13 protein-coding genes and 1 pseudogene are annotated in these 13276 nt (G+C 58.3%); 3 read left to right on the forward strand and 11 right to left on the reverse strand.

Features of this window, described 5'->3' with window-relative positions; all coding sequences use genetic code 11:
- Window positions 1-171 precede the first annotated feature (171 nt).
- From JLG71_RS24905 to nrdG, 3 genes are all read left to right on the forward strand, one after another.
- Window positions 172-915: a MurR/RpiR family transcriptional regulator gene (locus tag JLG71_RS24905; RefSeq protein ID WP_025107453.1), complete on the forward strand. Its 744-nt coding sequence runs from the start codon at window positions 172-174 to the stop codon at window positions 913-915.
- A gap of 370 nt (window positions 916-1285) precedes the next feature.
- Complete coding sequence (gene nrdD / locus JLG71_RS24910) at window positions 1286-3424, forward strand: anaerobic ribonucleoside-triphosphate reductase (RefSeq protein WP_025107452.1); 2139 nt, start codon at window positions 1286-1288, stop codon at window positions 3422-3424.
- A 320-nt stretch (window positions 3425-3744) separates the two neighbouring features.
- Window positions 3745-4209, forward strand: coding sequence for an anaerobic ribonucleoside-triphosphate reductase-activating protein (gene nrdG, locus JLG71_RS24915; protein ID WP_032718943.1), 465 nt, complete (start codon window positions 3745-3747; stop codon window positions 4207-4209).
- Between the two features lie 7 nt (window positions 4210-4216).
- On the opposite strand, the pseudogene JLG71_RS28510 reads toward nrdG, so the two are convergent.
- From JLG71_RS28510 to JLG71_RS24965, 11 genes and pseudogenes are all read right to left on the reverse strand, one after another.
- Window positions 4217-4336, reverse strand: a pseudogene (locus JLG71_RS28510) (type II toxin-antitoxin system mRNA interferase toxin, RelE/StbE family); the annotation flags it as partial.
- Window positions 4337-4362: 26 nt separating this feature from the next.
- Complete coding sequence (locus JLG71_RS24920; RefSeq protein ID WP_116279977.1) at window positions 4363-6273, reverse strand: BglG family transcription antiterminator; 1911 nt, start codon at window positions 6271-6273, stop codon at window positions 4363-4365.
- 22 nt (window positions 6274-6295) lie between these two features.
- Entirely contained in the window at window positions 6296-7447 is a 1152-nt protein-coding gene (locus JLG71_RS24925) for a lactonase family protein (RefSeq protein WP_046878187.1), read from the reverse strand.
- An 86-nt stretch (window positions 7448-7533) separates the two neighbouring features.
- Window positions 7534-8274, reverse strand: a complete 741-nt coding sequence (dagF, locus tag JLG71_RS24930; RefSeq protein WP_064377794.1) for a 2-dehydro-3-deoxy-phosphogluconate aldolase — start codon at window positions 8272-8274, stop codon at window positions 7534-7536.
- On the reverse strand, window positions 8271-9389 hold the full coding sequence (locus tag JLG71_RS24935; protein WP_014227652.1) for a DgaE family pyridoxal phosphate-dependent ammonia lyase: 1119 nt from the start codon (window positions 9387-9389) through the stop codon (window positions 8271-8273). Before JLG71_RS24935 ends, dagF begins: the two co-directional genes overlap by 4 nt.
- Window positions 9373-10506 (reverse strand): amidohydrolase/deacetylase family metallohydrolase, encoded by a 1134-nt coding sequence (locus JLG71_RS24940; protein ID WP_032695165.1) that lies wholly within the window; start codon window positions 10504-10506, stop codon window positions 9373-9375. The genes JLG71_RS24935 and JLG71_RS24940 overlap by 17 nt, the downstream gene beginning before the upstream one ends.
- A gap of 42 nt (window positions 10507-10548) precedes the next feature.
- Window positions 10549-11193 (reverse strand): DUF4310 family protein, encoded by a 645-nt coding sequence (locus JLG71_RS24945; RefSeq protein ID WP_004098076.1) that lies wholly within the window; start codon window positions 11191-11193, stop codon window positions 10549-10551.
- Window positions 11194-11205: 12 nt separating this feature from the next.
- Complete coding sequence (locus JLG71_RS24950) at window positions 11206-11982, reverse strand: DUF4311 domain-containing protein (protein WP_004098075.1); 777 nt, start codon at window positions 11980-11982, stop codon at window positions 11206-11208.
- Between the two features lie 21 nt (window positions 11983-12003).
- On the reverse strand, window positions 12004-12303 hold the full coding sequence (locus JLG71_RS24955; protein ID WP_004098073.1) for a DUF4312 family protein: 300 nt from the start codon (window positions 12301-12303) through the stop codon (window positions 12004-12006).
- Window positions 12304-12305: 2 nt separating this feature from the next.
- Window positions 12306-12668: an SFCGS family glycine-rich protein gene (locus JLG71_RS24960; RefSeq protein ID WP_004098072.1), complete on the reverse strand. Its 363-nt coding sequence runs from the start codon at window positions 12666-12668 to the stop codon at window positions 12306-12308.
- Window positions 12669-12679: 11 nt separating this feature from the next.
- Window positions 12680-13018 carry a PRD domain-containing protein gene (locus JLG71_RS24965; protein WP_004098070.1) on the reverse strand — a complete coding sequence of 113 codons (339 nt, stop codon included), beginning with the start codon at window positions 13016-13018 and terminating at the stop codon, window positions 12680-12682.
- Between the last annotated feature and the right edge of the window lie 258 nt (window positions 13019-13276).

The following is a 13276-nucleotide window of genomic DNA, read 5'->3' on the forward strand; positions in this document are numbered from 1 at the left end:
AAAATTTTTTTCACGTACGTGATCGGAGCGTTATTTTTCACCTCTTTACTCCGGCATAAAAGCGAAAGCGGCAATAATCTCAGGCATTGTGCGTGATTGCGTGGTATAAAAAGCCCTCATTACTTGAAAAATATTTTCAATCAGGCGGTGGCGGAGAAAGAGGCTGAAAGCATGGATATCGTAGGACAGTTACAGGAAGGCATGACTCGCTTTAGCGCTCAGGAATCAAGAGTCGCGGCATTTATTCTGCAGAATTTAAGTTTTACCGCCAGCGCTTCGATTGATGAACTGGCGGTGCGCGCTGGCGTGAGCGCAGCCACAATTACCCGCTTTGCCCGCTCCGTCGGCTGCGAGGATATTCGTGATTTGCGAAAGCAGCTGGCGCAGGCTTGCGAACGTCGTACCAGCTGGCTTAACGAGGAGAGCGCCGCGCTGCCCGTCGCGTGGCGCGACAAATTAAGCCTGATTAGCACACATCTTGAGCAGCAGCTGGTGAGCACGCCCGAATCAACGCTGCAAAAGCTGCGCACGCGCCTGCAAAATGCCCGCGCCGTACACTGTTTCGCCCTCGGCGCACAGGACATCGCGCTGGCGACGCTGCTTCAGCACCAGCTGCTCTCCATCGGGATCGTGATGAATCTCTGCCAGGACAGCGCCCTGATGCGGATGATCGCCAGTACCCTCAGCGACGATCATCTCCTGCTGGTGCTGGCAACCGGCGAGGCCGACGCGATTTTGCAGGGCGCGACCCTGCTGGCCCGGGTACAGGAAGCGACAATTTTCGCCCTCACCCCCGTCAACCACGCGTTGAGCAATATGGCCTCCGCGCTGCTGCCCCTGCCTGAGAATGCGCAGGCCGCGCGTTACGCCCTGCTGCTGCTGGTTGACCTGCTTAACGACGCGCTGCTCGCCTGACGTTATTCCTTTCGGGCCTGAATTTCCTGCGTTCAGGCCCCATTTTTGCTTATTTTATAAGCGGATAAATTTACATTAAGCGCAAGCGCCCATCATTCCTGCTCTCCTCTTTTTACTTTGTTCTGCATCAATAAAATTGCAAACATCTTTGATGCAAAGCACTACATATAGAACTTAAAATGCGTCCCGGCCCCACATATTGTATTAATAGTCTATTATGTCACCACACCCATCGTACTCAGGCGGTGATGGGATGTGGATAAAAAGGGCCGGGATCGGAGGGAAACGGCGGCAGCTACAGCGCCCCGGGACTTCGGTTGACCTTCCGCCTCTGTGGATAACCTGTTCTGTAAAAAATTATGGAGTGATCATGACACCGCATGTGATGAAACGCGATGGCTGTAAAGTGCCGTTCAAGTCAGAGCGCATTAATGAAGCAATTCTACGTGCAGCTAAAGCAGCGGGAGTCGATGACGCAGACTATTGCGCCACCGTCGCAGAAGTCGTTAGCCAGCAAATGCAGGGTCGCGCCCAGGTGGATATCAGCGAGATCCAGACCGCCGTTGAGAACCAGCTGATGTCCGGTCCGTACAAGCAGCTGGCGCGCGCCTACATTGAATATCGCCACGACCGCGATAGCCAACGTGAAAAGCGCGGTCGTCTGAACCAGGAAATTCGCGGCCTGGTTGAGCAGACCAACTCGGCGTTACTCAACGAGAACGCCAACAAAGACAGTAAAGTCATCCCTACCCAGCGCGATCTGCTGGCGGGCATCGTCGCCAAGCACTACGCGCGCCAGCACCTGCTGCCGCATGACGTGGTCATGGCCCACGAGCGCGGCGTGATCCACTATCACGATCTCGACTACTCCCCATTCTTCCCGATGTTCAACTGTATGCTGATCGATCTTAAAGGCATGCTGACCCAGGGTTTTAAAATGGGCAACGCCGAGATTGAGCCGCCGAAGTCTATCTCTACCGCTACCGCGGTGACGGCGCAGATTATCGCTCAGGTCGCCAGCCATATTTATGGCGGTACGACCATCAACCGCATCGATGAAGTACTGGCGCCGTTTGTTACCGAAAGCTTCAATAAGCACCGTAAAATTGCCGAAGAGTGGCACATTCCCGACGCCGAAGGCTACGCCCGTTCCCGCACCGAGAAAGAGTGCTACGACGCCTTCCAGTCGCTGGAATATGAAGTGAACACCCTGCATACCGCCAACGGTCAAACGCCGTTTGTGACCTTCGGTTTCGGCCTCGGCACCAGTTGGGAATCGCGTCTGATTCAGCAGTCCATTCTGCGCAACCGCATTGCGGGACTCGGTAAAAACCGTAAAACGGCGGTATTCCCGAAGCTGGTCTTCGCCATTCGCGACGGTCTGAACCACAAGTTTGGCGATGCGAACTACGATATTAAGCAGCTGGCGCTGGAGTGCGCGAGCAAGCGCATGTATCCGGATATCCTCAACTACGATCAGGTCGTGAAGGTGACCGGCTCGTTCAAAACCCCGATGGGCTGCCGCAGCTTCCTCGGCGTGTGGGAAAACGAGGACGGCGAACAGGTGCACGATGGCCGCAACAACCTCGGCGTTATCAGCCTCAACCTGCCGCGCATCGCGCTGGAAGCCCGTGGCGACGAGACTGAGTTCTGGAAACTTCTCGACGAACGCCTGCAGCTGGCGCGTAAAGCGCTGATGACCCGCATCGCTCGTCTGGAAGGAGTGAAGGCTCGCGTGGCGCCGATTCTGTATATGGAAGGCGCCTGCGGCGTGCGTCTGAAAGCGGACGACGACGTCTCTGAGATTTTCAAAAACGGCCGCGCGTCGATTTCGCTGGGCTATATCGGCATTCATGAAACCATCAACGCGCTGTTCGGCAACAAGCATATGTACGATAGCGAAGCGCTGCGTGAGAAAGGCATCGCCATCGTTCAGCGCCTGCGCGAAGCGGTAGACCAGTGGAAAGACGAGACGGGCTACGGCTTTAGCCTGTACAGCACGCCGAGCGAAAACCTCTGCGACCGCTTCTGCCGTCTGGATACCGCTGAGTTCGGCGTGATCGAAGGCGTAACCGATAAAGGGTATTACACCAACAGCTTCCACCTTGACGTAGAGAAGAAGGTAAACCCGTACGATAAAATCGATTTTGAAGCGCCTTATCCGCCGCTGGCTAACGGGGGCTTTATTTGCTACGGCGAGTACCCGAATATTCAGCACAACCTGAGAGCGCTGGAAGACGTGTGGGATTACAGCTATCAGCACGTGCCCTATTACGGAACCAATACGCCGATCGACGAATGCTACGAGTGCGGCTTTACCGGTGAGTTCGAATGCACCAGCAAAGGCTTCACCTGCCCGAAATGCGGCAACCACGATGCCTCCCGCGTGTCGGTAACCCGCCGCGTATGCGGCTATCTCGGGAGCCCGGACGCCCGTCCGTTCAACGCCGGCAAGCAGGAAGAAGTGAAGCGCCGGGTTAAGCACCTGGGCAACGGGCAGATCGGTTAATTCCAGGTGGTTTAGCCCCTCCCCTAATCCTCTCCCCTGCCGGGAGAGGGGACCGACCGGCCACTCGAGCCGTTCCCGGATCGCGGCGCAAAGCGCCTTATCCGGGCTACAACCGCGTATGCGGCTCTTCGTAGCCCGGCCGAGCGCAGCGACGCCGGGAGCCGTTCCCTTTACAAATGCAAAGCCCCTCCGTTTTCGCAAAGCAATTCGCGTCAGAGCAAGGCGGCAAACGAGGGAATCCCCGGGAGCGTACATTAAGTACGTGACTGGGGTGAGCGAGCGCAGCCAACGCGGCTATGGCGTTAATTGAGAAGCGAAAAATGAATTACCATCAGTACTACCCGGTAGATATCGTTAACGGTCCGGGCACTCGCTGCACCCTGTTCGTTTCCGGCTGCGTTCACGAGTGCCCCGGCTGCTATAACAAGAGCACCTGGCGGCTAAACTCCGGCATGCCGTTCACCGCCGAGATAGCCGACCGCATTATTGCTGACCTCAACGATACCCGCGTTAAGCGCCAGGGGATCACGCTTTCCGGCGGCGACCCGCTGCACCCGCAGAACGTCCCGGAGATCCTTAAGCTGGTGCAGCGCGTTCGCGCCGAGTGCCCCGGCAAAGATATCTGGGTGTGGACCGGCTACAAGCTGGACGAACTTAACGCCGCGCAGATGCAGGTGGTGGATCTCATCAACGTGCTGGTTGATGGCAAATTTGTGCAGGACTTAAAAGACCCGGCGCTGATCTGGCGCGGCAGCAGCAACCAGGTTGTACATCACCTGAGATAGCCTCCCGCTACAGCCGTTTATGGACGTTCCGATAGACGGCTAATTTCTCTCGTTTTCCCACAGCAATAACATAAACCCTCACCACCTCATCCCGAACCTGATATACCCGTCGGTATCCCGAAGCGCGCGCGGCTCGAACTCTGGCTGCGCATCTCAAAACCGGCTGACGCACTCCATGGCCACCGCTTTAAACTCAGCAAAACTGCGGGTGGCGGCAAGGCGGGCCATTGCCCGTTCGCGCAGGAAGGTGACGAAAATATCGTAGATCGCCATCGCCTCTTCATACTCGCTTTTACTGATGGCGAGCAGGAAGATGATATGCGCGGTTTCATCGCCCCAGGCGATACCGTGCGGGGCGATGACCGTATAGACCACGGTCTTTTTCGCCAGCAGGCCGAGGGCGTGAGGCAGCGCGATCCCGTCGCCGAGCATGGTGCTGACGATAGCCTCACGCTCCACCACCGACCCATGAAACTCCGCTCCGACAAACCCCTCCTGCTGCAGCTGCTGGCACAGCGTGGCAAACAGCGCCTGCTGATCCATCGGGGTATCTATCACCTGGAAGTGGGCCTCATCAAAATACTTATTCAGCATCCAGGGACGCGTGCGGTCCACCAGCACCAGCTTGCCAATTTGGTCGAGCTGGTAGTCGGTAGGAAACGGCGCAATGGTGACCACCGGCTTCTCTTTCTCGCTGATGCGCACGGTGGAAATGACAAAATCTTCCGCGATCTCTTCCCGCTGTTCATATTCGCGTTGCGAAAGGGTGGCGGCAATTTCCAGCTGCGGATACTTACGCTGAAGAATGGCTTCAATCATCCGCACCATCGCGTTGCTGGTATCGCAGACCAGCAGCACCTGCGGCTGACGCTGATAGCCGATATTGTAATGGCGCTCCAGCCCGACGCCGATATGCAGCACCAGAAAGCCGATCTCGTTTTCGCTGATGGCGTAGGGAGTATATTTCCCCCAGCTCGATACCGCCGCCAGGGTCATGTCCCACGCCATGGGGTAATGCTGTTTGATATTTTCCAGAAGCGGGTTGGGGATCATTATCTGGTAGCGCACGCGGGTGATCATGGTCTTAATATGGGTCAGTAAATCCGCATGCAGCTGGGCATCGTCCAGCAGATTGTAATTATATTGCTGATTGATATAGCGCAGGATGTAGTTCACCAGCGCTTCATCGTCGTCGGCGCTGATGGTACCCGGATCGACGTCCTGCACCTGGCGGGCGGCAAGGTGGACGCACAGCCACTCTTCTTCCGCCGGAGCAAGCAGTTTGCCCGCCAGCTGCTGCATCGTGTTTGCCAGCTCGCGTGCGGCGTCGCGTACGTTTTGCGCCACATCCTCGGCGCTAAAATCGGCCAGCGGATACCCTTCGCTCACGCGGCGCACGGCAACCGCGCCGTACAGGCAGATAAAGCGCTCCCCCGCGTCCGTCAGCCGCACGTGATGGCGGGTTAACGTCTCCTGCAGCACGCCGGCCAGCAGCGTCGGTACGCTGGCGTCAAACGCCTCTTCGCCAATAAGCGGGTTCAGCGGCCCCGGCTGGCTCAGCTCCCACAGCAGATCGGTCAGGCAGGCGCGAATGGAGACCTCGCTGCCGAACAGCTTCATGCCGTGGCGCGGCCGGGTCTCGAGGGTGAGCTGATAACGTTGAAAACGCTCGCGTACGTCAACCATATCGCCCTGTAAGGTGGCGCGGCTGACGAACCACGCATCGGCCAGATCCTCCAGCTTGATAGAAAACGCGGAAGTTAAAAAGCGCACCAGCAAAAAGTGGATGCGATCCGCCGCGGTTCGCGGGATGTGCTGCGCTTTCGGCGCGCTCTCTTCCAGCGTCTGATAGCGCGTCGGATCGTGAATCACCAGCTGATAGCCGCTGCCGCGGGTGAGGATAAACTGCGCGCCGTAGTGCAGCAGCAGCGCGTTCAGCGCGGTGATATCCGCGCGTACCGTGCGAGTAGAAACCGACAGCCGCTGCGCCAGCTCCTCCTGCGGCAGCGTTTCGTTTTGCAACAGAGTAAACAGCTGCGCTAAACGTTGATGGGGAAATCGCATGTCAGTTCCTTTTTCTTACGGCTCAGGGTTGAGCGGATATCACCATCTGCGACGGGCTGCCAACCGGAGTGTAGTCCGGAGAGAACGTCAGCCTGCCATCCTTCGGCGCGACGCGAAAGCGGGTGATGTTGTCGCTACGCTGGTTCATGACGTACAGCCACTGCCCCTGACTGTCCAGCGTCAGCGTGCGCGGATAGTCGCCTCGGGTCCAGATATCGTCCTGGTGGCTCAGGCTGCCGTCAGCCAGCACCGTAAAGTGGGCGATACTGTTATGCAGTCGGTTGGCGACGTACAGCTGCTTGCCATCGCGGCTCAGGACCAGGCCGGCAGCAAAGCTGGTGCCCTTATACTCTGCAGGCAGCGCCGAGACCGTTTTCCCCTCGCGCAGCAGGCCGCTTTGCTTATCGAGATGATAAAAAGTGAGCGTCGACGCCTCTTCGTTAATCAACCATAGTCCGTCGCCCTGCGGCGTAAACACAAAGTGGCGCGGTCCGGCGCCGGGAGATGAGGCCGCGATAAACGGCGGATCGTTCGGCGTTAGCTTCCCGGTGGCGTTATCCAGCCGGTACTGATAGATCCGATCCAGCCCGAGGTCGGTGGAGTAAACGAACTTACCGCTGGGATCGGCGGCGATCATATGGGCGTGGGGGCCGTTATGATCGCTAATGGCAAAACTGCCTTCGACGGCTGCCGCCGGGCGTTCCGCGCCCGCAGGCCCTTGATCCTGACGTACATCCACCGCCTCGCCCAGGTTACCATCTTCTTTCACCGGCAGCACGGCGATACTACCGCTGACGTAGTTTGCCACCAGCAGATGACGTCCATCGGGGGTCAGGGAGAGATAAACCGGCCCGGCGCCGCCGGAAGCGACCTGATTCAGCTCGCTCAGTTCACCGTTGCTGCCGATGCGCCACGCCTGCACCACTCCCTTTTCCACTTCGCTGGCGCCGTAAAGGGTTTTGCCATCCGCCGAGACGGTAAGCTGGGCCAGGTCAGGCAGCGTCCCGACCAGCGTTTTATCGCGCAGCGCCCCGGTCTGGCTATCGACGGTAAAGCGATACAGCCCTTCGCCATTGGGGTTGTAGGTGCCGACCCAGGCGTACTGGGTTTGCGCTGCGGCGCCGGCGGCGAGCAGAGAGAGTGAAGCAACAAGCAGGTGACGAGCGGTTGGCATGGTGACTCCTTGATGGTTCGGTGGCGGTTTCCCTTCGCCCTAACCCTCTCCCCGTTGGGGAGAGGCCGGGGAAGGGGCAATCGGCGCTATTTTACTAACTGTTTGGTGATCGAAAGCAGCTGACGCACGTCCGCCGGGCGGGTGTGACCGCTGGCTTTATCAATAATCGAACTGTAGATATGCGGGATAATTTTACTTACTCCTGCGTCCAGCGCGATCTGCAGGATCTCGCCGTAGTTTTCCAGATCGATCCCGCCGGTGGGCTCCAGCCAGAAATCATGACGGGCGCAGGCCTCGGCCACCGCAATAAACTCGTCGCGATGCTTCAGCCCGCCCATCGGGAAATATTTAATCGAACTGCCGCCCATATCTTTCAGCAGCGCAATCGCGGTTTCCAGCGGTACGATGCCGTCCGGTGCGCCGCTGCTGAGCGGGCCGGTGGAGATCTTCACCATTCCCGGCGTACCGGTTGGCGACACCAGGCCGTTAACCACGGTTTCGTTCTGCCCCAGCAGCGCGCGGCTGGTCGCCACGCCGGTAAATACCTGGTTGACGTGCTGCGGCTGCACCTGACGCGAAATTACGCTGACCATCGCCGACTGGTTCGGGTCGCCCGCGCCCAGTCCCACGGAGAGCGCGTTATCAATCCGCTGCGCGTATTCACGCATATCGGCAACCGCGCTGGCGACGTCCGGGTAATTTTTGGAGAGCACGCCCACCAGTACATGACCTTCCGCCGCCTCATAAATCTCGCTGGCGTTCTCTTTGCTCCCCGCCAGCACGTTCAGGCAGACGCGGTCACGATAAAAATTAGGGGTCAGTTTCATGCGTTTTTCTCCTTGTTCAAAACTTCTGCGATGCGACGGGAGACAATCTCCAGCTGCTGCGCGTTCACGCTGCGGACATCGGCTTCAATAATGCCTTCATTTGCTTTATAGCCACGGAAGTAGATGGCGTATTCGCCCTGCTTCAGCGCATTGACCAGATCGCCGGTATCGACGCCGGTCACCGCTTCATCAAACTTGATCTCCGCCCGCGCGATATCGCGGCCGGCGCTGTCCCAGACCACGCGCGCGGTGACGCCATCGAGCGTATTGAGCTGCTGAATAAACGGCGTCATCTTCGCCACCATCTCTTCACCGCTCTCTTTGCGCGCCGTCAGATAGTGCTCAATCGCGCAGGTCAGGCCGAGGATCCCCTCTTTGCCCACCTTCATCGCCCGGCCAATGCCGTTCGACTGACGTTTAACCCACTCAACGTATTGGGTTTTGCCAATCACCAGCCCACTGGTCGGCCCTTCGATCGCCTTCGCGCCGCTATAAATCACCAGATCCGCGCCGGCGCGATAGTAGGCCTGGAGGTCTTCCTCCGCCGCCGCGTCGACAATCAGCGGCAGATTATGGCTCTGCGCCACCGCTGCCGCCTGCGCCACGTTGAGCATGCTTTTCTGCACGCAGTGGTGGGATTTGATATACAGAATGGCCGCGGTGCGCGGGGTAATGGCCGCCGCCAGCTGCCCGGCGGAACATTCATTGGCGTAGCCCGCTTCCACCAGCCTGCCGCCGCCCAGCGCCACCATGGTGCCCACCGGCGCGCCAAAATTGACGTTATGACCCTTAGGCAGCACGATTTCGTTGTTTTCAATCGGCGTCACGTGCAGGTTTTCCAGCAGCCAGTCGCTGTCTTTTACCAGCACCGCCGCCACCGACTGGGCGATGCCCGCCGAGGCGCAGGAGACGACGGTCGCCCCTTCCACGTCCAGCAGCTTCGCAATATACGCGCCGGTTTTATTGACCAGATCTTTCATCTCGAAGTACTGGTTCATCCCCGCCATCGCGGCATCCACCACTTCCGGCCGCGGCGTGGAGACGCCGAGAATGGTCATACGACCGGAGGTATTAATCACCTGTTTTAAATCATATTTCTCAAAAATCGAAGGCATTTTCCGCGCTCCCTTGTTCGGTCAGATAGCCCTTGCCCGCGCGAACGGCGGCAAGCGGCAGCAGAATCTTGTCGGTCTGAAGGCTCTCTTTTTCCGCATCCACCAGCACCGTTGGCGTCTGCGCGAGGGTAAACAGCGTCAGGTCGGCGTCGTAACCCACTTCCAGCCGCCCTTTGTGGCTAAGACGCAGGCCTTCAGCGGCGTTGGCGGTCACGCAGTCAATGACCTGCGGCAGCGACATGCCAATGGCGAGGAATTTCGACATCACCAGCGCCAGCGATCGCACCGGGCCGTCGATACGGTTGCGGCAGTAAATATCGGAGCTGATGGTGTGCGGCAGAATGCCCATAGCAATCGCCCGCCGCGCCACCTCGAAGCTGAAGCTGGCGGTGCCGTGGCCGATATCAAGGCGCACGCCGCGCTGTAGCGCGCGAGAAATCGAGCTTTTCAGCTCGCCGGACGGCGTCAGGATACGATTGGGTTTACCGTTGTAGCAGTGGGTAATGATGTCGCCGGAGGTCAGCAGGTCGGCGATCTCATCCAGGTCGGGCGGATTGTTGCCGATATGCACCATCAGCGGCAGGCCGCCGTTTTCCTGCTGAATCGCCTTTGCGCGCGCCAGCGGCGTAATGCCGTTTTCCCCCACCACGCTGCTGCTCATCCGCGCCTTCAGGCCGACGATAAAGTTCGGGTAGCGGTTGACCGCCTGCTTCACCGCCTCCGCGTCGATATTCGCCATATTTGCCAGTTCATTCTGGGCAATCAGCCCGACGCGGGAGATGTTAAGCAGGGCGTAAACTTCGGTCGCGGCTTTGCGGGTCAGCTGGTAGAAATCATCCACATCGTCCGCGCCGGTGCTGCCCGCGTCAATCACGGTGGTCACGCCGGTAGCAACCCCCACGCTGTCCGGCTCATCATGGTAAATCGGCGAGTTCGGATAGCAGTGAACGTGAGAGTCAATCCAGCCTGCGCTGACGTAATAGCGACCGTCCAGCTCAAGGGTTTTGCGCGCAGGCGCGCTAATCTCGCCAAGCGCCGCGATTTTACCGTCCCGGATGGCGATATCGGTCAGGGTATCGTCGACGAGGCGCGCACGGCGCAGGAGTAAATCAAACATGTCTCTCTCCTGTTAACGCGGGCGCCGAGGCGCCCGCAGGACTTAACTAATCGCCACCGGGAAGATTGACCCAAGAAGCATGGCGCCAAGGATCGCGCCGCCGGTGATAGGCTTCTGCCAGATGTAGAACAGCAGCGCGCCCGCCAGGGAACCGATGCCGATAGGAATAGAAGCGGTCATGGCGCTGAGGATAATCAACGGTCCGAGGAAACGGCCTGAGGCGTTACCGGCCCCCATCATGACGTCCGCACCGTAGGTGGAATCGCTCTGGTTGATGGTGAATTTACGCGCCAGGATGATGATGTAGCCAATCGCGAGGCCCAGCACCAGGCCGGTGACCAGCGAGGCGGCAAAGTTGGCGACCGGGAAAACAAAGCCCGCGCCGAGCAGCAGCGCCGGAACGCCTAAGCCGACGCCGGTCTGAATCGCCCCGCCGATATCCAGAATCCCCACCAGCGAGCCTTCGATAATACGCGCGAACAGGAAGCTGGCGCCGAACGCCGCTACCGCGCCGTAGGCCCCGGTATCAATTCCCGCTTTCAGCATCGCCACGAAGGCGACTTCGTTAAACGCGCCGATGCCGTAGAGGTAGTACATATGCGTCCCGGCAAAGACGCCGGCGGAGAGCAGGCCAACAAAGATCGGGAACGACCAGTCGGCATACCAAAAACCTTTATTTTGTTCCATGAGAGGCTCCTGTTATTTACCGCTGAGCGAGTTGTGGATCAGTTCCAGCCAGTTCGGCACGGTCAGATGGAAGGATTCAATCATCTTCATGTCGAAACCGCGGAAGAAGCCGCTCAGAACGAACAGCGCGACGATCGCCACCATCATCACCTTGGTGACGCGGTGCCAGCCGCTCTCTTCAACGCCTTTCCCGATCAGGATGCCCAGCACCAGGCCCGGAACGGCGTTGCCCATAATCAGCTGCGCCGCGCCGCCAAAAATCGTCGCCCAGAAGCCTGATTTTTTACCGGCATCAATCGCCGCCAGCCAGAAGATGACCGGCATCACCGTATTCACCAGCAGGTTTGCCGCCGGAACCAGCACTTTAACCGCCGTCACCTGCAGCGCTTCCGGTACAGAAGAGGCGGTGAGGTTGAGGAAAGCGACCACGATCATGCCGATAATGCCGCAGGCGATGGCCATCTTTTTCGGATCGTGCAGCGTCTCGCCGACGTTGCGGTTTTTAATCATCAGCGCTGCCGCCCCCCAGTTGGGGATAATGCGGTGGTCAACGTCCTGAGTGAAGGAGCCTGCCGCGACGGAAGAGGCCCAGGCGTTGAAGAAGAAGCCCAGGCCAAATGAGAAGTGGGAAGCCGGATCGCCTTCACATGAATTCAGCTCGCCCAAGGTACGAAACGCCCCCATCCCCTGCGTGGTGGGCGCATGAAACATGCGTGCCGCTCCGGCGCCTACGCCGACGCCAACCAGGCCGCCGATGATGAGCGATTTTATTAAAATTATCAGGAACATAGTCTGACCCTTTGGTGAAAATCAGGTTTGCGTGACGAAATCCACTTTATCGAGATTAATGGCGGTCACGGTGACGGTGACCTTCAGCTCCACGCTGTAGGTTCGTCGCTCACGGCGCAGAAAGAAGAATAAAAAGGCCTCTTTCCGTACCGCTTCACGCGCATGAACAACCTCCACGTCCTGTGGTTCAATACGCAGTAAGATGTGCGGCGACGTTTTCATCACCGCCGCCTGGACATGGTTCAGGGCATCGGCAAAAGCGCGCGTTTTGCTCTCGCCTTTGCCGGTAACGCTCACCGTGGTGGTGAATTGCTCTTTCATGCTCACGCGCCGTACTTCTTCTTCCAGGCCTCAACCAGGCGCTCACCCAGCTCTTCTTTATCCATAAAGCCGAAGCCCAGTACGTTGTAGCCTTCGTTGATCGCGGTGACGCCTTCATCAACGGAACGCATGCCATATTTCGCCTTGTAGCCGTGCTTATTCTGCGCGGTGATCGCCCCTGCGCCGCCGCTGCCGCAGAAAGAGATACCGAAGGTGGCGTTTTCCGCCTTCATCATGTCGCCCAGCTTCATATCCGCGGCAACGCCCGGCACGACCACGGCGCGAGCGCCGGCTTTTTCCGCACCTGCGGCAACTTTTTGTCCTTTACCCAGGCGATCGCCAATAACAACGGTGATTTGTTCCATTTGTGTGCTCCTTACAGGTTATCTTTCGCGACTTCGAAGTGGACGGACAGCAGCCAGGCTTCTTCATCTGGCAGATTGCCGAACTGCGCGACCACTTCGCGGGCCAGCATCATTGAATCTTCTGAGATCTCTTCGAACAGGCTGGCATCCACTTCCGGCAGCGGCTCGCCGCTGATTGACCGATGGGCCATCGCCCGAACGTGGGAAGTCAGCATTTGCTCCTGAACGTCGTTGGGGACGATGTTGCGGCGGCTTAATAGTGCGAAAACCTGCTGCAGCATCTTGTCGGCCAGCTGTTCGGTTAGCGTGGCCTGCTCCTCTGGGACGTGTGTTACCGCTCCGTTATTCACTTGAATTACCCCGTTGATGTCTCTGGGGATAACACTAATGCCGGGGGCAAAGAGTTTGTAGCGAGTTGTTTTCCACTTCGAAGTGGAAAGGAAGAAGGCAGGCGTGATCTATTTCACATAGTTATTGTGAATGTATTCGCCTCAACCAATTCTCGTGATGAACATCACAAGATCCTCGGTGTCACGGTGGCGAAAACTGGCATGCAGGAAAAGCGAAAAATGTGACGGCGATGGAGTTTTGAATTAACAGAATGTGGG

The sequence above is a fragment of the Klebsiella michiganensis genome, assembly GCF_015139575.1.
GTDB classification, from domain to species: Bacteria; Pseudomonadota; Gammaproteobacteria; order Enterobacterales; family Enterobacteriaceae; genus Klebsiella; species Klebsiella michiganensis.